The organism is Nesterenkonia marinintestina (assembly GCF_025420485.1).
Classification (GTDB): domain Bacteria; phylum Actinomycetota; class Actinomycetes; order Actinomycetales; family Micrococcaceae; genus Nesterenkonia; species Nesterenkonia marinintestina.
Genome location: NZ_JAOEFD010000001.1, coordinates 416910 through 437238 on the forward strand (window position 1 = coordinate 416910; position 20329 = coordinate 437238).

21 protein-coding genes are annotated in these 20329 nt (G+C 70.6%); 5 read left to right on the forward strand and 16 right to left on the reverse strand.

The features are described 5' to 3' along the window. From N7E59_RS01810 to N7E59_RS01825, 4 genes are all read right to left on the reverse strand, one after another. Complete coding sequence (locus tag N7E59_RS01810; RefSeq protein ID WP_261623188.1) at positions 1–618, reverse strand: MogA/MoaB family molybdenum cofactor biosynthesis protein; 618 nt, start codon at positions 616–618, stop codon at positions 1–3. Between the two features lie 9 nt (positions 619–627). After that, entirely contained in the window at positions 628–1107 is a 480-nt protein-coding gene (locus N7E59_RS01815; RefSeq protein ID WP_261623189.1) for a hypothetical protein, read from the reverse strand. A 3-nt stretch (positions 1108–1110) separates the two neighbouring features. Continuing rightward, positions 1111–2622, reverse strand: a complete 1512-nt coding sequence (locus tag N7E59_RS01820) for a TIGR01777 family oxidoreductase (protein ID WP_261623190.1) — start codon at positions 2620–2622, stop codon at positions 1111–1113. A gap of 113 nt (positions 2623–2735) precedes the next feature. Next, positions 2736–4037, reverse strand: coding sequence for a M16 family metallopeptidase (locus N7E59_RS01825; RefSeq protein ID WP_261623191.1), 1302 nt, complete (start codon positions 4035–4037; stop codon positions 2736–2738). 114 nt (positions 4038–4151) lie between these two features. Between N7E59_RS01825 and N7E59_RS01830 the strand changes: the two genes are divergently transcribed. Both N7E59_RS01830 and N7E59_RS01835 read left to right on the forward strand, forming a co-directional pair. Continuing rightward, positions 4152–6389, forward strand: coding sequence for a RecQ family ATP-dependent DNA helicase (locus N7E59_RS01830; RefSeq protein WP_261623192.1), 2238 nt, complete (start codon positions 4152–4154; stop codon positions 6387–6389). 101 nt (positions 6390–6490) lie between these two features. Further along, positions 6491–7111: a GNAT family N-acetyltransferase gene (locus tag N7E59_RS01835; protein WP_261623193.1), complete on the forward strand. Its 621-nt coding sequence runs from the start codon at positions 6491–6493 to the stop codon at positions 7109–7111. A gap of 9 nt (positions 7112–7120) precedes the next feature. Here N7E59_RS01835 and N7E59_RS01840 read toward each other — a convergent pair whose 3' ends face one another. Genes N7E59_RS01840 through N7E59_RS01850 form a run of 3 tightly spaced genes read right to left on the reverse strand, consistent with a single transcriptional unit; the run spans position 7121 to position 10124 of the window. After that, complete coding sequence (locus N7E59_RS01840) at positions 7121–7933, reverse strand: transglutaminase-like domain-containing protein (RefSeq protein WP_261623194.1); 813 nt, start codon at positions 7931–7933, stop codon at positions 7121–7123. Positions 7934–7945: 12 nt separating this feature from the next. After that, positions 7946–9817, reverse strand: coding sequence for a DUF2075 domain-containing protein (locus N7E59_RS01845; RefSeq protein WP_261623195.1), 1872 nt, complete (start codon positions 9815–9817; stop codon positions 7946–7948). After that, complete coding sequence (locus N7E59_RS01850) at positions 9804–10124, reverse strand: nucleotide pyrophosphohydrolase (RefSeq protein WP_261623196.1); 321 nt, start codon at positions 10122–10124, stop codon at positions 9804–9806. The genes N7E59_RS01845 and N7E59_RS01850 overlap by 14 nt, the downstream gene beginning before the upstream one ends. Before the next feature lie 35 nt (positions 10125–10159). On the opposite strand from N7E59_RS01850, the gene N7E59_RS01855 reads away from it, so the two are divergent. Genes N7E59_RS01855 through N7E59_RS01865 form a run of 3 tightly spaced genes read left to right on the forward strand, consistent with a single transcriptional unit; the run spans position 10160 to position 11700 of the window. Then, complete coding sequence (locus tag N7E59_RS01855; RefSeq protein ID WP_261623197.1) at positions 10160–10756, forward strand: NUDIX domain-containing protein; 597 nt, start codon at positions 10160–10162, stop codon at positions 10754–10756. 52 nt (positions 10757–10808) lie between these two features. Next, positions 10809–11252, forward strand: a complete 444-nt coding sequence (locus N7E59_RS01860) for a nuclear transport factor 2 family protein (RefSeq protein WP_261623198.1) — start codon at positions 10809–10811, stop codon at positions 11250–11252. Between the two features lie 4 nt (positions 11253–11256). Beyond that, a complete protein-coding gene (locus tag N7E59_RS01865; RefSeq protein WP_261623199.1) occupies positions 11257–11700 on the forward strand; it encodes a GNAT family N-acetyltransferase in 444 nt (147 codons plus the stop codon). A 6-nt stretch (positions 11701–11706) separates the two neighbouring features. On the opposite strand, the gene N7E59_RS01870 is transcribed toward N7E59_RS01865, so the two are convergent. The 9 genes from N7E59_RS01870 to rbfA all read right to left on the reverse strand — a co-directional run bounded on the left by N7E59_RS01870 (position 11707) and on the right by rbfA (position 20278). After that, positions 11707–12816, reverse strand: coding sequence for a class II histone deacetylase (locus tag N7E59_RS01870; protein WP_261623200.1), 1110 nt, complete (start codon positions 12814–12816; stop codon positions 11707–11709). Positions 12817–13002: 186 nt separating this feature from the next. Beyond that, a complete protein-coding gene (locus N7E59_RS01875; RefSeq protein ID WP_261623201.1) occupies positions 13003–15258 on the reverse strand; it encodes a polyribonucleotide nucleotidyltransferase in 2256 nt (751 codons plus the stop codon). Positions 15259–15600: 342 nt separating this feature from the next. Next, entirely contained in the window at positions 15601–15870 is a 270-nt protein-coding gene (rpsO, locus tag N7E59_RS01880) for a 30S ribosomal protein S15 (RefSeq protein ID WP_261623202.1), read from the reverse strand. 151 nt (positions 15871–16021) lie between these two features. Beyond that, entirely contained in the window at positions 16022–16891 is an 870-nt protein-coding gene (locus N7E59_RS01885) for a class I SAM-dependent methyltransferase (protein ID WP_261623203.1), read from the reverse strand. 3 nt (positions 16892–16894) lie between these two features. Then, complete coding sequence (locus tag N7E59_RS01890) at positions 16895–17890, reverse strand: bifunctional riboflavin kinase/FAD synthetase (RefSeq protein WP_261623204.1); 996 nt, start codon at positions 17888–17890, stop codon at positions 16895–16897. Positions 17891–17975: 85 nt separating this feature from the next. After that, positions 17976–18389, reverse strand: a complete 414-nt coding sequence (locus N7E59_RS01895) for a hypothetical protein (protein ID WP_390904985.1) — start codon at positions 18387–18389, stop codon at positions 17976–17978. A gap of 26 nt (positions 18390–18415) precedes the next feature. After that, a complete protein-coding gene (locus N7E59_RS01900) occupies positions 18416–18784 on the reverse strand; it encodes a hypothetical protein (protein ID WP_261623205.1) in 369 nt (122 codons plus the stop codon). After that, positions 18781–19764: a tRNA pseudouridine(55) synthase TruB gene (truB, locus tag N7E59_RS01905; RefSeq protein WP_261623206.1), complete on the reverse strand. Its 984-nt coding sequence runs from the start codon at positions 19762–19764 to the stop codon at positions 18781–18783. The genes N7E59_RS01900 and truB overlap by 4 nt, the downstream gene beginning before the upstream one ends. Positions 19765–19780: 16 nt before the next feature. After that, on the reverse strand, positions 19781–20278 hold the full coding sequence (gene rbfA / locus N7E59_RS01910) for a 30S ribosome-binding factor RbfA (protein WP_261623207.1): 498 nt from the start codon (positions 20276–20278) through the stop codon (positions 19781–19783). Between the last annotated feature and the right edge of the window lie 51 nt (positions 20279–20329).

Sequence of the window (20329 nt, forward strand, 5' to 3'; positions counted from 1 at the left end):
TCATCCTTCCTGAGGGGTCTCCTGATGGTCGGTGCCGTCGCCCCAGTCGTTCTGCGGCCGCAGATCGGCGACCTGGTCGCACAGCCCCGGGAGGATGTCCACCAGCACCTCCATCCCCTCACGGACCGCCTGCGGCGAACCGGGGAGATTGATGATCACGGTGCCCTCGGCCACCCCGGCGACGCCCCGGCTGACCGCGGCCATCGGTCGGGTCCGACCGGCGTGGACGCGCACCGCCTCCATGAGGCCGGGGATGCGCTTGTCCAAGAGCGGCTCGGTGAACTCCGGGGTGAGGTCGTCGGGCGTCAGCCCGGTCCCGCCGGAGGTGATGATCACTTCGGGGGCGACCGCGCTGAGCAGCTCGGAGAGGGCGGCGAGCACCCCCTCCCCGTCGGGGATGATCACCGGGGGCCGACACCCGAATCCGATGCGCTCCGCGTACTCCGCGACGATGGGCGCGCTCATGTCCTCACGCTGTCCGGTGGCCGCACGGGTGGAGACGATGACGGGGGCGACCATCCGATCCGCGGGACGATCGGGGTCCCGCGGCCCCGTCGGCTCCCGGCCGTGCCGCCGGTCCTGCCCGTGAGCGTGCTCCTGATCCTGGGGGTGATCCACATCTCCACCCTACAGGTGGGGATCGGCGAGGGTCCCCCGGTCGGGCCGCGGCGCCCGCAGCTCGGCGGCGAGCGCCTCCGGGGTCGGCGTCGAGACCAGGTACTCGGCGTCGACGGTGGTCAGGCGGACCGCCGGTCCTGCTGTGAGGTAGAGGTGGACGCCCTCGCGGATCCCGTGCCCCAGCGGCGACGACCCGACGGGGTGCGGCTCCGGTCGGGCGTCGCTCACGTGCTCCCATCGGATGCGCGCGTCGGCGAGGAATCCGCCGCTGATCCGCACTCCGTCCCGGGAGAGGAGCACCAGCGGCCGGAGCCGGACGGCGGCGAAGAGCATGAGCACCAGCAGCGCCATGGACGCCAGGCCCGGATACGCCGATCCCGCGGTCAGGGAGAGCAGCAGCCCGGGGAGCAGGATCACGGCGGTGAGGATCCACAGCCCGACCCGTTGGACGGAGCTGAGTTCGGCACGTGAGACCAGCACCTCGGTCACGGTCTATCGACTCCTGCCCAACACGTGGCGCAGACCGGTCTCGAGGTCCCGATGACGGAACCGATAGCCCAGCTGTTCCGCCCGGTCCGCGCTGACCCGCTGGTCCGCCTCGGCCAGCGCCTCGGCGCCCTCCCGGCCCAGCAGCAGCTGCGGCCCGAAGGAGGGCACCGGGATCACGGCCGGGCGGCGCAGCACCCGGCCGAGGGTCTTCGCGTAGTCGGCCGCGCGGCAGGGCTCCGGGGCCGCCCCGTTGACCGGGCCCCGGGCCTCGGGGTCCAGCACCAGGTGGGCGATGAGGCCGGCGATGTCGTCGAGACTGATCCACGGCTGCCATTCGTCGCGTCCCAGCGGACCGCCCAGCCCGGCGGCGAAGATCGGCAGAAGCTGCTGCAGCACCCCTCCCGAGGGGCTCTGCACGATCCCGGTCCGGACCGTGGCCACCCGGAGGCCGGCCTCCTCGGCCGGCTCGGCGGCGGCCTCCCACTCCAGGCAGACCCTGGCGAGGAAGTCCTCCCCCACCGGGGCGTCCTCGGTCAGCGTCTCGGGAGCGTCGTCGATGCGGTGGGACGGGCCGGCGCCGTAGTACCCGACCGCGGAGCCGCTGATCAGCGCGCGGCCGCGGCCGTCTTCCCGCTCCAGCCCCGCCAGGGTCCGGGCGATCAGGTCCGTGCCGCGCACCCTGGAGTCCATGACGCGCCGCTTGTGCTCTTCGGTGAAGCGGGCGGCCAGGGGATGGCCGGCCAGATGGACGACGACGTCGACCTCGCGCAGGTCCTCCGGGTCCAGCTCGCCGCGGTCCGGATCCCACCGGATCTGGTCGGGCCGCTGAGGCTCGGAGCGGGTGAGGCGCCGCACCGCGGCGCCGGCGCCGGTGAGGATCGCGCAGACCTGCTCACCGATCATCCCCGTGGCCCCGGTGACCGCGACCGTGGGGCGGGACTCCCCTGAGGCCCCCGTCTGCTGCGAGGCCAGGGTGCCGTGGTCGCGGTGGAAGGTGAGCTCGTCGAGGGTCTGACGCTCGCGGTGGGAGAAGATGCGTCGCAGTTCGGACTCGAAGCGTCGGGTCACGAGCGCCTCGACGGGGTCGGGCAGTCGGGAGGCGGCCGGGAGCTGATACTCGACGGATTCGCGGATGACGGTGCCGCCGTCGTCGGCGTCCTCGAAGATCCTCTCGTGCCGCCAGCGGGAGGCGGCTCCCGAGACCATCTCATCGGTGAAGCGACGGTCCTGCTCGAACTCGGTGTGGGCGGAGACCCACCGCACCCAGGGACGGAGCCGGACCGGCAGCATGCCGTCGGCGAATCCGGCCGCCGCCGCAAGCGCGGTGCCCATGATCCCGGGAGGATTGATCCCGATCGTCGAGGACGCCCCGGCTTCGATCCCGGCTTCGGGCTCGGCGACGACGGGACCCGCGAAGGGCGGGTGGAGTCGGGTCAGCGCCCCGGGACGGGTGTACCAGGCGAAGACGTCCTGACGGGAGAACGGCAGCCGGGTGTCGTAGCGGAACGTGGCCATGGTCTCTCCCAGCGTCGTCGAGGTGCCTGTGTCGCGAAGCTACCACTGACCTGCGGCGATGACGAGGCCGGACGGGTTCCGCGGAGCGCTGCGGGCCGCACCGCGGCGGGGTCTCACGAGGGTGCGACGACGGTGACCGCCCGCGGGGAGGAGGCCAGCCGTCGGGCGATGCCGCGCACGTCCTCGGCGGTCACCGCGGCGATGGTCTCCAGGATCTCGGAGACGTCGACGAATTCGCCGCGCACGAGCTCCGCCGATCCCAGGCGGGACATGCGGGAGGAGGTGTCCTCCATGCCCAGGACGGTGGCGCCGCGCAGCTGACCCTTGGCCCGGGCGAGCTCCTGGTCGGAGACCGTGGCCTCTGTCAGCTTCTCCAGTTCGGCGGTCATCACGTCGACCACCGCATCGACCTTGTTCGGCAGGCACCCGGCGTAGAGGCCGTAGTAGCCGGCGTCGGTGTAGGCCCCGGAGAACGAGTAGGTGGCGTAGGCCAGGCCCCGGCGCTCGCGGACCTCTTGGAAGAGGCGGGAGGACATGCCTCCGCCGAGGATCGCGTGCAGCACGGAGAGGGCGAAGCGGTCCGGGTCCCCTGCGGCGAGGCCGCGTCCGCCGAGGATGACCTGCGCCTGTTCGATCGGCCGGGCGACGGTCTCACGACCTGATTGGATCGGGATCCCTCGGTCTCCGGCGACCCTCCGTCGGGCGGGCTCCGCGGCCGCGGCGGTGCGCCACGGCGATCCGTCGAGGGCCTCGGCGACCAGCCGGCAGAGCTCGTCGTGGTCCAGCCCGCCGGCGGCGGTGATGACCAGCTCCTCCGGGCGGTACCACCTGGAGTAGTGGGCGTGGACGTCGTCTCGGCGGGCGGCGCGGATGTCGTCGGGGGTGCCTCCGATGGGACGTCCCAAGGGGTGGCCGTCGAGGACCTGTCCGGCGAACCGCTCGTGGACGAGGTCGACCGGGTCGTCGAGGTCCATGGCCAGCTCCTCGAGGATGACGCCGCGCTCGGTCTCCATCTCCTCCGGATCCAGGACGGCTGAGGTGACCATGTCGGTCAGCACATCGACGGCCATGGGCAGATCGGCGTCGAGGACCCGTGCGTAGTAGCAGGTCGACTCCTTGCCGGTCATCGCGTTCGAGTCCCCGCCGACGCCGTCGAATGCCGCGGCGATGTCCAGGGCGCTGCGGCTCGAGGTGCCCTTGAACAGCAGATGTTCGAGGAAGTGGGTGGAGCCGTGCTGGTGGGCGGCCTCGTCGCGCGAGCCCACCGCGATCCAGAAGCCGACGGTGACCGACCTCTGACCGGGCATCTCTTCGCTGAGGATCCGCACCCCGGAGGGCAGGACGGTGCGTCGGACGGAGGATCCCTCATCGGAGTGGAGGGTCCCCTGAGTGTGCGGGTCGATGGTCACGCGCATGGCGGCCGAGGCGCTCCTGGGTCGGTGGTCGGGGCGCGGAACAGCCTACCTCCGAGGACGGACCTGTGGACGACGTCGGCCTCGCGTCACCGGTCTGTGGCAGTGTGAGGGGCCATGACACCCCACCCCAGCTCAGAGCTCGCCGCCTCCGACGTCGACGGGCCCGAGGACCTCCATGCCGAGGCCCTCGGTCTGCTCCGTACGCTGACCGGCAGGGAGGCGCCGTTCCGCCCCGGGCAGGTCGAGGCCGTCTCCGCCCTGGTGACGGAGCGACGTCGGGTGCTGGTCGTGCAGCGGACCGGGTGGGGGAAGTCGGCGGTGTACTTCCTCTCGGCGAGCCTGCTGCGCCGCCGCGGCCGCGGAGTCAGCCTGATCGTCTCCCCGCTGCTGGCGCTGATGCGTGATCAGATCGACGCCGCCCGGCGCGCCGGTGTCAGGGCGCAGGCGGTGCACTCGGCCAACGCGCACGAATGGGACTCGGTGCTCCAGGCGCTGCGCGGTGATGAGCTGGACGTGCTGCTGATCTCTCCGGAGCGGCTGGCGAACCCGCAGTTCCGCGACGAGGTCCTCCCCGGGCTCCTGGGGCACCTCGGGATGCTGGTGATCGATGAGGCCCACTGCATATCCGACTGGGGCCACGACTTCCGTCCGGACTACCGCCGCATCGCCGACGTGGTGCGGTCCCTGCCCCGGGAGGTCCCGGTGCTGGCCACGACCGCCACGGCGAACGCCCGCGTGGTCGACGACGTCGCCGTCCAGCTCGCCCCGGGGTCAGACGGGGGCCCCACATCAGGCGGCACCGCAGGCGGCACCGCTGGCCGCGCCGAGGACGGAGCCGACGGCGGTGATGAGGAGGTCATGGTGCTCCGCGGTGAGCTGGCCCGCGACTCGCTGCGCCTGGGGGTGCTCCGCCTGCCGGACGCGGCCCACCGCATCGCCTGGGTGAGCGAGCACCTGGCCTCGATGGCCGGAAGCGGGATCGTCTACTGCCTGACCGTCTCACAGGCGGAGGACCTCGCTGAGCACCTGACCACCCAGGGCTACGACGTCGCCGCCTACACCGGACGGACGGACCCGCAGGAGCGGGAGCAGCTCGAGGCGGCGCTGAAGGAGGATCGGGTGAAGGCCCTGATCGCGACCAGCGCCCTGGGCATGGGCTTCGACAAGCCGGATCTGGGGTTCGTCCTGCACCTGGGCGCGCCGTCGTCGCCGGTGTCGTACTACCAGCAGATCGGCCGTGCCGGCCGCGCGGTGGAGTCTGCGGAGGTGCTGCTGCTGCCGGGTGCCGAGGACGTCCGGATCTGGGAGCACTTCGCCCAGGCCTCGATGCCCACCCGCGCCCGGGCCGAAGCCGTGCTGGACGCCCTGGACGCCCATGCCGGAGCCTCCGAGGGCGAACCGCTCTCCACGGCGAAGCTCGAGGCCATGGTCGAGGTCCGTCGGAGTCCGTTGGAGCTGCTGCTGAAGGTGTTGGAGGTCGACGGGGCGGTGCGGCGCGTGCGCGGCGGGTGGGTGTCCGCCGGGCGGGGTTGGCACTACGACGCTGAGCGGTACGCCCGGATCCTGGATCTGCGCCGGGCCGAGCAGCGGGCGATGCTCGACTACGAACGGCTCTCCGCGGGCCGCTGCCGCATGCGGTTCCTGGCGGAGTCCCTCGACGATCCCGCGGCGGCGGACTGCCGACGGTGCGACACCTGCTCGGGGCCGTGGTATCCGGAGCAGGTGGGGTCCGAGGCCGTCGCCGAGGCCGAGGTCGGGCTGGACAGGGTCGGCGTGGCGGTTCCGCCCCGGAAGCAGTGGCCGACGGGGCTCGAGGCCGTGGGGCTGGACCTGCGGGGCCGGATCCCCGCCGAGGAGCAGGCCGAGGAGGGACGTGTGCTGACTCGGCTCAGCGACCTCGGATGGGGGCCGATCGTGCGAGAAGCCCTGTCGGGCGAGGATGCGGAGGTCAGCGGGAGGATCCTCGACGGTGCGGTCCGGGTGCTCGCCGCCTGGGACTGGGGTCGGCGCCCCGACGTCGTCGTCGCGGTCCCGTCGAGGAGTCGTCCGCTGCTGGTCGGATCCGCGGCCCAGGGCCTGGCACGGATCGGGCGCCTGCCCCTGGCCGGCACCTTGGACCTGGTCGACGGTGGGCCCACCGGCTCCCCGGAGTCGAACAGCGCCTACCGTCTGGCCGGCGTGCGGGGTGCGTTCGCCGTGTCTGCGGAGCTGGCCGCACAGGTGCGCGGACGCCGCGTACTCCTGGTCGACGACGAGGTCGTCTCCCGCTGGACGTCCACGGTGGCCGCCGGCCTGCTGCGGGACGCGGGAGCCGAATCGGTGCTGCCGTTCGCCCTCGGTCTGCGGGGCTGACCGGACCGGTCGGACGGCGTCTGGCCTGGTCACGGCCGATTTCGTATAGTCGGGAAGCAGAGTCCCGTACGTCGACGCACACCCCCGAGGAGGCCGGCCCCGTGACCGTCGGATCACCGAAGTTCCGCGTCAAGCCCACCCTGCGCGGGGACGGTGTGACGCTTCGGCCCATCAGCGCCGACGATGCACGGATCATCCGGCCCCTGCTCGTGGACCCCGAAGTGCTGCACCTGACGGGCAAGGTCCACTCCTCCACACCCACCGAGGACGACCTCGAGGAGTTCTCGCTGCACCGTCTGGAGGAGATCTACGAGTGGTGGGCCGAGGACGACCTGCGGCAGGTCTGGGTGATCATCGACCTCGAGCAGGACCAGATCATCGGAGAGGCGTTCCTCACCGATCTGGACGAAGGCTCGAACTCGTGCAGCTTCCGGATATGGATCTCACGGCGCAGGGACCAGGGTCTGGGGACCGAGGCCAGCCTGCTGGCCTTGGCCTACGCCTTCGAGGAGCAGCATGTCCACCGGGTGGACCTCGAGGTGTACGACTTCAACCACCGCGCCCGTCACCTCTACACCAAGCTCGGCTTCGTCCACGAAGGAACCCTCCGTGAGGCGATGTGGAGCGACGGACGCTGGTGGGACGCCCACGTGATGGCCATGCTCCGCCATGAGTGGGACGCCCTCTACGGGCGAGAGGGCGCGCGCCGGTCCCGGGACTGAGCACTCGGCTCAGGCCAGCCGCACGGGCTCTGCCGAGGTGTCCGCGGGAAGCTCGTCCGCCACCGCGGTGACGGCGATCTGGTTCAGGATCACCTCGGCACCCGCATTGGACAGGAACGCGGTGTCTGCGGCGTCGCGCCCGGTGGCGATACGCACCATCGACCGCCGCGGGGCCAGGTCGGTGGCGTCGAGCGCGTACCAGGCGCCGTCGACGTAGGCCTCGGCGATCGCGTGGAAGTCCATCGGTGTGAGCCCGGGCGCGTACACCGCGGCGAGTCGGGTCGGGACGTCGCGGGCGCGCAGGAGGGCGATCACCAGGTGCGCATAGTCGCGGCACACGCCCCGGCGGGCGAGCATCGTCTCGGTGGCGCCGTCGGTCGGCAGGGAGGAGCCGGGCACATAGCTCAGGCGGTCACGGACCCACCCGGTCACCGCATCGATCAGCTCGAGGCCCTCGAGCCCGCGGAACTCCGCCGCGGCCGTGGGCCACAGCTCGTCCGACTGGCAGTATCGGCTCGGTCGGACGTAGCGGATGAGGTCGGCCGGGCTGATCGCCTCCGGGGCGCCCTCCCCGGTGACGGTGACGGTATAGTCCAGCACCACATGTCCGGCCGAGGCCCGCACGTGGTGCATCCGGGTGCCGTGGAGGTCGGGGATCTCGCGGGGCGTGAGCTCCGCACCGTCGTGGGTGACGGTCAGCGTCTCCTCCATCGCACCTCGTCCCTCGGACGACGACCACCGGTCGGCGGCGGCGACGATGAAGGCCAGGTCAGCCTGCCCTCTGAGGGTCAGATCCAGGTGCGCCGTCGCCGTCCTCTGCATGCCTCCAACTTGTCACAGGCGGTCGGAGCGGACAACCGGCCCCTGCTGAGGCGCCGGCACCTCACCCTCCAGCCGGAGGTGGCCCAGGTCGGCGGTGGGTGCGGCGCGGCTCCCCCGGTCGCCGGACGGCGGGTCGGCGAGGAACGGGACGAATCGGCTCAGGCGCCGGCGCAGGGGCGGGTCGCAGACGTAGAGGAACGTGCCCCGGATCCCGCGGGTCATCAGCACCGTGTAGATGTTGATGACGTAGGCCCGTATGTCCTCGTCGGAGAACGTGAGCCCCAGCTTCGGGTTGTTCTCCCTGCCCTTGGGGTCTGCGTAGTGACCCCGGTCGAAGGTCGTCCGGCCGGTCGTCTCGTCGTAGCGCAGGTCTGGCCCGATGATGACTCCGGCGTAGTTCAGGTCGTAGCCCTGCAGGGTGTGGATGGATCCGACCTCGTCGAGGGCGTTCGGTGAGTTCGCCCAGTCCTTGTCGGTGGAGTTCCAGCGGAAGCGGCGGCCGTCGAGTGTGAAGTCGTACTCCGTGCGACGCTTCCGCCCCGGCTTCGAGGTCCACTCCCATGCGTAGCCGGCGGCCATGCGTGCCAGACCGTGCTCTGCGTCGAGGGCGCGAATGTGGTCGTGCATGGCGCCGGCGTCGTCGAACATCGCCAGCTGGTATTCCCCGAGGTCCAGTCCGTCGGGGTCCCCTCCGGAGAGCATCGCCCGCACCGCGGGGATGTACCCCTCACCCGCGTTCAGCCGGAGCTGCGAGACCAGGCGGTGATGGCCGCCCGAGTCCTTCGCCCGGTCGATCAGGTCCTCCACAGAACGACGATCGAGGTCCCCGGGGCGGACCGTCTGCTCCTTGTCCAGGAGCAGGATCTGGTGGCAGCTCTGCTTGCGGATCCAGTCCAGCTGGGTGCGCTGCAGGTCGTCCTCGCCGAAGAGCCGACGGGTGATCTCGGCGAACCGGGTGTTCTGCTTCGCCGAGGGCTGGTTCGACCTCCGGTTGAGTCGGTGGGCCTCGTCGACGATGAGGACGTCGTAGGGCTGCGGCGACTCACCGACGTCGAACGGTGTGAGGATCATGCCCTCATCGAGGTCGGGGGTGCGGGCGAAGACCCGCTTCAGCGAGGTGCGCAGCGCCTGCTGCGGAACGACGAAGCCGATGTGTGCGTCCCGGAAGTGCCCCCGGTTCACCGCCGTGAAGTGGTCGGCGAAGCGGGCCTGCCGGTCGATGTCGCGGTGCATCTCGTCGTCGGTGACGGATCCCAGGTCCCTGAGGAGCTTGGCCAGGTAGATCGCGACCACCGTCTTCCCGGTGCCGGGTTCGCCCTCGACCACCAGGGGCCCGCCTGCGGAGCTCTGCGCAGCAGTGATGTCCCGCACCAGCAGCTCCAGGACGGCCTCGACCGCGAGGGCCTGCTCCTCGGTCAGGGTCTTGAACGGTGAGAGCTTGTAGAGGTCGGAGTTGTGGATCTCCTCGACCGGTCGGGTGAGGAAGCCGGCGCGGTGGAGCCGCTCGAAGACCTCCTCGAAGTCGTCGCGGTACCGCCTGCGGTCGAAGTAGTCGGCGTCGAGGATTCCCTGATTGCGGTTGAGCACCTCGAAGCGACCGTCGCCGGCGAGCAGCCGGATGAGCTGGGACTCCAGGTCCAGCGCCGCAGACTTGTTGAACTCGTCGTGGCGGAACACCCGTGCGCAGGTCAGGGCGCTCTTCGTCGGCGACTCGAGGTGCTGGTGGAGCCGCTGGTCGGCGCTGAGCGTCTCGCCGACGTAGACCTGCGAGTCGTCGTGCAGGGCGTACACCACCGGCCAGCTCCGATACCGCGGAGCCGCCTCCACGGCGCGGTCGAGCTCGTCATGGCCGAAGGCGAAGACGTCGACCTCAAAGCCGGTCATACTTGGTGCTCCGTCCGCGGGCCTTCTCCGCCGGGTACTTCTCTCGGGTGGTGGCCAGCTTCCGGCGCACGATCTCCGCAGGGTCGTGTCCGAGCCGGTCGGCGAGCAGGAGGCAGTAGGTGAGCACGTCGGCGAGTTCGGATTCGACGGCGTCGGGCTCGGCGTCCTCCGACCACTGGTAGCACTCGAGCAGCTCACCGGCCTCCACCGCGATGCTCTTGGCCAGGTTCTGCGGCGAGTGGAACTGGGACCACTCACGTTCGTCCACCATCCGGGCGATCTCTCGGGTGAGCGCGCTGCTGTCCATAGCCGTCAGGCTACCAACGGCCGATACCGTGGAGTATGGGCATCCTAGACAGCCGTGCACCGCGATCAGTCGTCTCTTCGCAGACGGTCCGTACGACACCGATCTTCGACGTGGTCGAGGACCGGGTGCGTCTGAGCCCCGAGGCGGACCCGGTCACACGCGCCTATCTGCGGCATCCCGGCGCCGTCGCCGTCCTCGCGGCGGACGACGACCTCCGAGTGCTGCTGATCCGTCAGTACCGACACCCTGTCGGCGAGGAGCTGTGGGAGATCCCGGCCGGTCTGCTCGACGTCGAGGGCGAGCCCCCGGAGGAGACGGCTCGCCGCGAACTCTTCGAGGAGGCGGACCTGCGCGCCGAGCGCTGGACGCCGCTGGTGGAGCACCTGCCCAGCCCGGGGTCCACCGACGAGGCGGTGCGCCTGTTCCTCGCCGAGGGGCTCCATGAGGTCCCCGAGGACCAGCGGCACCGCCGGGAGCATGAGGAGGCCGAGATCGTGACTCGCTGGGTGCCGCTGTCCGACCTCGTCGAGGCGGTCATGAGCGGCTCCGTACGCAACGCCAACACCGTGGTCGGCGCCCTGGCCCTCCAGGCCGTGCATATGCGGGACCGTGCCCGAGCCGGTGCGGGCTGACCGCTAGGATGTGATGCGGAACATGTGGTGGAGCCGCAGTCAGGGAGGTCAGATGGCCGAGCAGTACGATGAGACGTCCACCGGCGCACAGGCGTCCGACGCCCCTCGGACGGGGGCGGAGCCGCTGCGGAGGCGCACCATGGACTACTACGGCTTCGTCGACTCCGGAGACACCTCCGGCCTGTTGGACTGGTTCGCCGCCGACGCCGAGTATCGGCGCCCCGGCTACGAACCGATGATCGGCACCGAGCAGCTGCGGGCGTTCTACGAGGGTGCCCGTGTCATCGACTCGGGCGTGCACCAGGTCGACTCCATGGTCGTCGACGCCGCCGCAGATGACGGGAACGTAGCCGTCCGGGGTCGGTTCACCGGTCGGCTGAAGGACGGCACGGAGGTCGAGGTCGGATTCGCCGACTTCATCGAGTATCGCCGGGACGAGGATGACAGTCTGCGCGCCCGACTCCGCATCACCTACTTCGACTCCCCCGCCGTCTGAACCGATGGACCCCGCCAGTCGGACCGACGGGTACATCCGTCGTGCCTGCGCTCCCCCGCTCGAGGACTATCTGCGCCTGCGACGTGACAGCGGACTCTCCCCGAAGACCGCCGAGCAGGCCGAGCCCGCCCTGTCAGGGTCATGGGCCTGGCGCCACGTGACCGACGCAGAGGGCGTCGTCGTCGCGATGGGACGGGTGATCGGCGACGGCGGCTGGTACTTCCACCTGGCGGACATGGCCACCGACCCGGAGCACCAGGGCAGGGGCCTCGGCCGCGGCGTCCTGGACTCCCTGGTGCGGGAGATCCTCCGGCGCGCCCCCGCAGACCCCTACATCACCCTGATCGGTGATCCGCCGGGGCAGCACCTCTACACGACCTACGGATTCACCGACGTATCACCGTCGCTGGGCATGGTGCTTCCCGGCCACGCCGCCGGACAGGTGTGAGCCGCCTCAGAGCCCGGCGAGCCGCACCGCATGGTCCACTGCCTCGCGTTCGTGGGGCATCAGCTCCTCGCCGCCCTTGCCGGACAGGGTCTCGGCGAAGGCGTCGTCGACTCCGGAGGTGATGCCTGCCAGCTCCTCGACGACCTTCAGACCGCAGAAGGGCAGGTAGAACGGGTTGTAGCCGCCCTCCTGCACGCACACGAGCCGGCCGCCGGAGACTTCGGCGGCGACGTCCATCACCTTCCGAGTCAGGGTTCCGTAGTCGGCGGCGCGGAGCATCATCCGTGCCAGAGGGTCCATGATCGAGGCGTCGAACCCGCTGGCCACGATGATCAGCTCCGGCCGATAGCGACGCAGCGCCGGGGTCACGACCGTGTCGAAGGCGTACTCGTAGGCACCCATGCCGCCCCCGGGCGGCAGCGGCACGTTGATGCTGAACCCCTGTCCCGCGCCGGCCCCGCGCTCTTCGGCGAAGCCCGAGTCCGTCGGGAAGCACCTGTTCTGGTGGACCGAGATGTTCAGCACGTCGTCTCGGTCCCAGAAGATGTCCTGGGTGCCGTTGCCGTGGTGCACGTCCCAGTCGACGATCGCCACCCGTGGGACGCCGAGCCGCTCGCGGGCGTAGGCGGCGGCGACCGACGCGTTGCCGAAGATGCAGTAGCCGCGCCCGATGCTCCGCTCGGCGTGGTGGCCCGGAGGGTTCACCAGGGCGTAGCAGTTCTCGACGGCGCCGGAGACGACGGCGTCGACCGCCGTCAGCGCGCCTCCGGCGGCCAGCAGTGCGATGTCCAGGCCGCCGTGGCCGAAGGAGGTCTCACCGTCGCCGGCGTCGCCGCCCTTGGGGAGGAGGCTCTGCGCGGCGATCCGCTCGTAGTAGTCCTCGTCATGGACCCGAAGGATGTCCTCCCGGGTCGCCGGGCGGGCACGGACCGGAGTCAGCGAGTCGATCAGTCCCGAGGCGGAGATCAGCTCGTGCATGCGCCGCTTGGTGTCCGGGTGGGCGACGTGGTGGGTGATCGGCTGGATGCCCGCGGCCGCATGGGCCGGCATCATCGGGCCGGTCCCCAGGTCCGCCCAGCCGTACGTCGTCTCCCAGACGTAGCCGGTCCTCGTCACAGTGGGGCCACCTGCCTTCGCCGTCGATCATCCGCGGGTCAGGACTCACCAGACACCAGCGGATCCGGAGAGTCAAGCTGAGACACGGCGGAGGCCGGCGACCCGTCCTCAGGGGAGCGGGCCGCCGGCCTCCGATGCTCAGCGGTCGGATCGTCGTCTCAGACCCTCAGGCCGAGACCCTCAGGCTCATTCGCCCTCGACGACCTGGTTCACCGACTGCTTCTCCTCGCCGGAGCCGTCGTCCTCGGTGACCGGAGCCAGGGACAGCTTCCCGCGGTCGTCGATCTTGGTGATCTCGACCTGGAGCTTCTGACCCACACCCACGACGTCCTCGACGTCGTCGACGCGCTTTCCGTCGTTGAGCTTGCGCAGCTCGGAGATGTGGAGCAGTCCGTCCTTGCCCGGAGTCAGGGAGACGAAGGCGCCGAAGCTGGTCAGCTTGACCACGGTGCCCAGGTAGCGCTCCCCCACCTCGGGGACCGAGGGGTTGGCGATGGCGTTGATCGCCGACCGAGCGGCCTCGGCGGCCTCACCGTTGGTGGCGCCGATCAGCACGGTGCCGTCGTCCTCGATGGAGATGTCGGTCCCGGTGTCCTCCTGGATCTGGTTGATCATCTTGCCCTTCGGGCCGATGACCTCACCGATCTTGTCCACCGGCACCATCACCGAGATGATGCGCGGAGCGAACGGGGACATCTCGTCCGGCGCGTCGATCGCCGCGGTGACCACGTCGAGGATGTGGACGCGGGCCTCGCGGGCCTGCTTCAGCGCCGCACCCAGGACCGAGGCCGGGATGCCGTCGAGCTTGGTGTCGAGCTGGATCGCGGTGATGAACTCGCCGGTGCCTGCGACCTTGAAGTCCATGTCGCCGAAGGCGTCCTCGGCACCGAGGATGTCGGTCAGGGCCGCGTACCCGGTCTCGCCGTCGACCTCGTCGGAGACCAGACCCATGGCGATGCCCGCGACCGGAGCCTTCAGCGGCACACCGGCGTTGAGCAGCGACAGGGTCGAGGCGCAGACCGAGCCCATCGAGGTGGAGCCGTTGGAGCCCAGCGCCTCGGACACCTGACGGATCGCGTAGGGGAACTCCTCGCGGGAGGGCAGCACCGGGACGATCGCCCGCTCGGCCAGCGCGCCGTGACCGATCTCGCGACGCTTCGGGCTTCCCACGCGTCCGGTCTCACCGGTGGAGTAGGGCGGGAAGTTGTAGTTGTGCATGTACCGCTTGGTGGTCTCCGGCGACAGGCTGTCGATGGTCTGCTCCATCTTCAGCATGTTCAGCGTGGTGACGCCCATGATCTGGGTCTCGCCGCGCTCGAAGATCGCCGAGCCGTGGACCCGCGGCAGCACCTCGACCTCGGCGGTCAGCTGACGGATGTCCGCCAGACCGCGCCCGTCGATGCGGACCTGGTCGCGCAGGATCCGCTGACGGATGACCTGCTTGGTGACCGATCCCAGGGCCTTGCCGATCTCGGCCTCACGACCCTCGAACTGCTGCCCCTCGCCGGCGAGCTTCTCCACGAGCTCGGACTTCAGGGCGGCGTCGGCGGCCTCGCGCTCCTGCTTGTCGGCGATCTGGTAGATCTCCGTCAGACGCTGCTCGGCCTCGGCCTGCACCGCCTGCAGCGCGTCGTCCTGGTAGTCGGCGAAGATCGGAACCTCGACGGCCGGCTTGGCGGCGCGACGGGCCAGATCCGCCTGTGCGTCGCACAGCGCGGAGATGAAGGGCTTGGCGGCCTCGAGCCCCTCGTGGACGATCTCCTCGGTGGGAGCGGTGCGTCCCTGCTCCTTGACCAGCTTCCAGGAGTGGTCGGTGGCCTCGGCCTCGACCATCATCACCGCGACGTCGCCGTCGACCTTGCGGCCGGCCACGACCATGTCGAAGACGGCGTCCTCGAGCTGGGAGTGCTTCGGGAAGGCCACCCACTGCGGGCCCTCGCCGTCGTCGATGAGCGCCACGCGCACGCCGCCGATCGGGCCCGAGAAGGGCAGGCCGGACAGCTGGGTGGACATGGAGGCGCCGTTGATGGCGACGACGTCGTACAGGTCGTCCGGGTTGATCGAGAGCACGGTCTCGACGACCTGGACCTCGTTGCGGATGCCCTTGGTGAACGCCGGGCGCAGCGGACGATCGATCAGCCGGCAGGCCAGGATCGCGTCGGTGGTGGGGCGTCCCTCGCGGCGGAAGAACGAGCCAGGGATGCGGCCCGCGGCGTACATGCGCTCCTCGACGTCGACCGTCAGCGGGAAGAAGTCGAAGCCCTCGCGGGGGTGCTTGCCGACCGTGGTGGCCGACAGGATGGTGGTCTCCCCGTCGAGGGTGATCAGTGCCGAGCCGGCGGCCTGCTTGGCCAGGCGGCCGGTCTCGAAACGGATGGTGCGGGAGCCGAAGCGACCGTTGTCGATCACTGCTTCGGCGGTGTGAACCTCAGAACCCTGCATTCTCAGGGTCTCCTCTCTGTTCTGCGTTCGGTGGTCTTTCGGGCACACCGGTGCAGAGAGGGGCATCGACGCACATGGCGGTCTTCGATCGAAGCCCACGGACGATGCCGAACGGCGACCCTGAGGGTCGGGGCGTCCGGCGCGGCTTCCGTAGGCCACTACCGAGGACCGGGGCACGTGCGGTGCCACGCCTCTCCCTGCTCTCCGGTGAGAGCCTCTGGGGAACAGTCTCCCATACACGACAGGTGGCCCCAACGGTCTCGGAGACCGTGTACGGAGCCACCTGTGTGAACAGTCGGAGAACGGTGCGTGCACCGCTCCGACGTGCGGATGCGGACCTGGTCAGCGACGCAGCCCGAGGCGCTTGATCAGCGAACGGTACCGCTCGATGTCCTTGCGCTCCAGGTACTTCAGCAGACGACGACGGCGACCCACCAGGATCATCAGGCCACGACGGGTGTGGTGGTCCTGCTTGTGCTCCTTGAGGTGCTCGGTCAGGTCGGTGATGCGACGGGTCAGGACCGCGACCTGGACCTCGGGGGAACCGGTGTCGCCCTCGACGGTCGCGTACTCCTTGATGATCTCCTGCTTGACAGCGGGATCCAAAGCCATGGAAGTGCTCCTTGAGTCGTGTACCGCGAACAGTGCCCGGCCGGTCCGGGCCGGACCCGTGACCGTCAGGTGCCCGCCGCCGCGGACTGCAGCAGGGCATGCGTCATCTCAGAAGACAACTTGCCCAGCCTACCAGAGCACGCGGGTCGGGTCACCGCGCCCGGCGCCTCCGGGCGGAGTGGAGCACGGTGACGTAGGGCAGGGGAACCGTCCCGCCCGGCACCAGTCCCAGGTGCTCGACGAGATACCAGTCCAGGTTCCCCCGCCGTCGCGCCCGCTCACCCTCGTCGGCGGTGAGCCATGAGCTCAGCGTCGTGCTCAGACGTCGGATCTCCTCCGGGGTGATCGCCCGTTCCCAGGGCAGCTCATCGGTGGTGACCTCGCCGAAGCCGGGACCGAAGTCGGGCCGCCACCCGGGCCGACGGACGTCGCCGGCCCGCATGATGCGGGTGAGCCGGTGCACCCAGGGCACCGAGGTGTCGAGGTGGTTGGCGATCACCGCCGCCGCTCCCCCGGGGTCGAGGATCCGCTCCAGCTCGCGGCGGACCTCGTCGCCGTCGAACCAGTGCCACGCCTGGGCGGCGACGGCGAGTCCGGCCCATCCCGTCCCGATGTCCGTGGATTCGGCCTGTGTGCGGCTGATCCGCAGCGTGCCGCCGTCGAGCGCCTCCGCGCTGCGCTCGGCCATGACCTCGGCCATGGGGCCGCTGGGCTCCACCGCCCGAACCTCCGCGCCGCGGGACAGCAGACTCCGGGTCAGGATCCCCGTCCCGGCTCCGAGTTCGGCGATGCGCGGACGTCGCCCCTCCGCCGATGCCGCGAGGTCGACCAGCCGCCGGACGGCCTCCTGCGGGTATCGCGGCCGCATCGCGTCGTACTCCCGGGCCTGGGAGAGGTCCGAGGACTCGGCGAAGGAGCCTCCCAGCCGGCGACGGCGCCCCTGGTCGACGATCAGGTCATGGGCCTCGGAGCGCGTCCGGGGACGGTTCGGCCGTGCGGATCCTGCGGGGACGTCGCCCAACGGTCAGCCCTCGACGGCGCGGCGGTTCTGGGAGTCCAGGGCCGTGACGTCCTCGGCGGCCAGCGCCTGGCGGGCCTGCAGCACGTCGATCTCCATCTGTCGGATCAGCAGCGCGATGCCCTCGAAGGCCACCATCCCTCGGAGCCGCTCCACGAACTCCACACGCACGAGCTGGCCGTAGAGGTCGAAGTCCTCGATGCGCTCCTTGGGGCGGTCCATGACGTGGGCCTCGACGACGCGCCGGGTCAGCCCCTCGAACGTCGGATTGGACCCCACCGAGATCGCCGCCGGCCACCGGCGGAACTGCGCATCGATGAGCCAGCCCGCGTAGACGCCATCGGCGGGCACCATGCCCTCGGAGTCGTCGGAGAGGTTCGCCGTGGGGAAGCCCAGCTCCCGCCCGCGGGCCTCACCGTGGACCACTGTCCCGATCACGGCGTGGGGACGCCCCAGCACCTCACGGGCCGCGGCCACGTCGCCCTCCGCCAGGGCCTCCCGCACCCATGTCGACGAGCACCTGCGGTCCCGGCCGAAGTCGTCGACGCCGAGGACCTCGAAGCCGAACTCCTCCCCCAGGGCGACCATGGTGTCGAACGAGCCGCTGTTGTCCCGACCGAACCGGACGTCATGACCGACCACCACGACGGAGGCCTGCAGCGCCTCGACCAGGTAGGTGCGGACGAACTCCTCGGCGGTGAGTCGGGCGAGGTCCAGCGAGTACGGGATCATGAGCATGGCGTCCACACCCGCGGCGGCCAGCCGACGGATCTTCTCGGTCACGCCGGTGAGCATCTCCGGACAGTCGGCCGGTCGGTGGACCTGCAGCGGATGAGGGTCGAAGGACAGGGCGACGGCGGAGGCCGAGCGGGCCCCGGCGGCCGTCACGAGCTGTTGGAGGACCTCCTGGTGACCACGATGGACACCGTCGAAGTTGCCGATGGTGACCGCCGTGGGGCCGGGGTCCGCAGGCACCTCATCGAGGCCGTTCCAATAGTGCACGTCACTCCTCGCAGACGAATACAGATCGACTGTACCAGCGGCGTCCGACGCGCCCTGGGCGCGGACGGGCCTCCTGTGGGCCCGGTCAGCGGTGGTCGCCGCGCGGACCGCCCGGCCGGTGGCGCCACAGCCAGTACAGCCCGACCACGGGCAGCACCAGGGGCACGTAGCCGTACCCCGAGCCGAAGTGGGACCAGACCGTGTCGTCGGCGAAGAGATCGGGGACAAGCACAGTCCAGAGTCCGACCCCGAGCACTCCGAACAGCTCGATGAGCACCGCCGACATGGCGGTCTTCCACGCGGCCACCGATCGCCGCGAGAGGGCCACGGTCGCGACCACGTAGACCAGCGCGGCGAAGGCCGAGAGGAGGTACGCCACCGGGGCCTCGGCGAAGTGGAACACCGACTGGTACAGCGCCCGCGCGGTGGCAGAGACCGCGAAGATCCCGTAGGCGGTGATGATCAGCATCCCCACCCCGCGGTTCCGAGGCGTCTGCACGGCCCCGCTCCCCTGGTGTCCGGCACTCACAGCGCGCTTCCCCACCAGATCTCCTCCATGCGGTACAGCATCACGAACACCACCGGGCCGACGAAGCTCATCACCAGGTTCGACCACCGGGTGCGGTCCACCATCGCCCAGACGAACACGCCGACGGGCAGCAGCAGCGCGGTCAGGACGTAGCCCCAGAACTCCCAGCCCTCGCCGACGATCGTCGCCGCGGAGACCAGCTGCCGGAATCCGGCATACACCCCGTAGGCGATGAGGTAGAGCTCGACGGCGGCGAGCGAGACGATCGAGGAGTCCGCCGGATGGCCGCGCAGAGCCGTCATGACCCAGCATGTCAGCATCGAAGCCGCGCACACCGCTGTGCCGACGACGAACATGACCGTCATGAGCCGTCTTCCGAGGTGCGGAACACGAGCTCCGGCTTGGCCTGCAGACGCACTGCGCCCCGGCGGGCCGCCTGGGCGGCCTCACCGGAGGCCGAGGCGTCCGACTTCGCCGGAACGTCCTGCAGCAGAGCCACCAGCTCGCCGTCCGGGTCGAAGGCCGCGGTCAGCACCTCGGACTCCGAGGCGGTGATCCGCCGACCGTGACCGACGTCCGCCGCCTCCTCAGCGGTCAGGTCCCTCCGCGGGAAGAGCAGGGCCGCAGCCTCAGCCAGACCGATGTAGCCGAAGTCCTCGGCCAGATCGTTCAGGGTCAGCGCGTTCTCGATCCGGTAGGAACCCACCGCCGTTCGGCGGAGTGCGGTCAGGTGACCGCCGACCTCGAGCATCTCGCCGAGGTCCCGGGCCAGCGCCCTCACATAGGTGCCGGAGGAGACGTCGACCTCGACGTCGACGTCGAGGACGCGTCCGCCGTCGATCCTCCGCACCTCGAGCACGTCGAACCGACGGACCGTCACCGGACGGGCCTCGAGCTCGAGCTCCTCACCGCTGCGGGCCCGATCATAGGCCCGGCGGCCGGCGACCCTGATCGCGGAGACCGTCGCGGGGACCTGCATGATCTCGCCGCGGAGCCGCCCGACTGCCTGCTCCAGGGCGGCGTCGTCGACGGCGTTGGCGAACCGAGTCCGCACCTCCTCGCCGTCGGCGTCGTCGGTGGTGGTCGACACCCCCAGCCTCACGGTGGCCGTGTAGGTCTTGGAGGCGCCGACGATGTGGGTCAGCAGGCGGGTGGCGCGGTTGACGCCTACGACCAGGACTCCGGTGGCCATCGGATCGAGGGTCCCGGCGTGTCCGACCTTGCGCGTCCCCGCGAGCCGACGGGTCCGACCGACGACGTCGTGACTGGTCCAGCCCGCCGGCTTGTCCACCAGCACCAGGCCGGAGCCGACCGCGATCTCCTCCGGACGCTGCTTCTTCCCCATCGTCGCCTCCGGCTCCTCAGCGGTCGCCGTCGGAGACGGCGTCCGCCTCGGACCCGGTCCCCGCGTCAGGGGCCGTCTCAGCCTCGACGTCGGCCTCGCCGTGGGACCGGTACGGGTCTCCCTCGCCGGCTGGGGAGGCTCCCTCCCGCAGGGCCGCGACCTCGGCGTCCTGCTCCCTGGCGCGACGCAGCAGGTCCTCCAGGTGGGCGGCGTTCTCCGGTATCTCGTCGGCGACGAAGTCCAGCGTCGGGGTGAGTCGGATGGTCAGCTGACGACCGACCTCGTGGCGGAGCACGCCTCGGCTGCGCTCCAGCAGAGCGTCAGCCTCGGAACGGGCCGACTCGTCGCCCATCACGGTGTAGTACACGGTGGCGTGCTGCAGGTCGTTGGTCACCCGTGCGTCGGTGACGGTGATCAGTTCGGCGCGGTCGTCCTTGACCCTGCTGCGCAGGGCCTCGGCGACGATCACCTGGATCCGCCGGGCGAGCCGGGCGGCGCGTGCGGGATCTGCCATGGGATCCTCCTTCTCCTCGTGGTCGGCGCGGACGACGCCGGGGACCGGCCC

Bases quoted from the DNA above. Each gene is read 5' to 3' on its own strand.
- N7E59_RS01820 (WP_261623190.1), bottom strand. From the start codon at position 2,622: ATGGCCACGTTCCGCTACGACACCCGGCTGCCGTTCTCCCGTCAGGAC.
- N7E59_RS01825 (WP_261623191.1), bottom strand. From the start codon at position 4,037: ATGCGCGTGACCATCGACCCGCACACTCAGGGGACCCTCCACTCCGAT.
- N7E59_RS01830 (WP_261623192.1), top strand. From the start codon at position 4,152: ATGACACCCCACCCCAGCTCAGAGCTCGCCGCCTCCGACGTCGACGGG.
- N7E59_RS01840 (WP_261623194.1), bottom strand. From the start codon at position 7,933: ATGCAGAGGACGGCGACGGCGCACCTGGATCTGACCCTCAGAGGGCAG.
- N7E59_RS01845 (WP_261623195.1), bottom strand. From the start codon at position 9,817: ATGACCGGCTTTGAGGTCGACGTCTTCGCCTTCGGCCATGACGAGCTC.
- N7E59_RS01850 (WP_261623196.1), bottom strand. From the start codon at position 10,124: ATGGACAGCAGCGCGCTCACCCGAGAGATCGCCCGGATGGTGGACGAA.
- N7E59_RS01855 (WP_261623197.1), top strand. From the start codon at position 10,160: ATGGGCATCCTAGACAGCCGTGCACCGCGATCAGTCGTCTCTTCGCAG.
- N7E59_RS01860 (WP_261623198.1), top strand. From the start codon at position 10,809: ATGGCCGAGCAGTACGATGAGACGTCCACCGGCGCACAGGCGTCCGAC.
- N7E59_RS01865 (WP_261623199.1), top strand. From the start codon at position 11,257: ATGGACCCCGCCAGTCGGACCGACGGGTACATCCGTCGTGCCTGCGCT.
- N7E59_RS01875 (WP_261623201.1), bottom strand. From the start codon at position 15,258: ATGCAGGGTTCTGAGGTTCACACCGCCGAAGCAGTGATCGACAACGGT.
- rpsO (WP_261623202.1), bottom strand. From the start codon at position 15,870: ATGGCTTTGGATCCCGCTGTCAAGCAGGAGATCATCAAGGAGTACGCG.
- N7E59_RS01900 (WP_261623205.1), bottom strand. From the start codon at position 18,784: ATGACGGTCATGTTCGTCGTCGGCACAGCGGTGTGCGCGGCTTCGATG.
- truB (WP_261623206.1), bottom strand. From the start codon at position 19,764: ATGGGGAAGAAGCAGCGTCCGGAGGAGATCGCGGTCGGCTCCGGCCTG.
- rbfA (WP_261623207.1), bottom strand. From the start codon at position 20,278: ATGGCAGATCCCGCACGCGCCGCCCGGCTCGCCCGGCGGATCCAGGTG.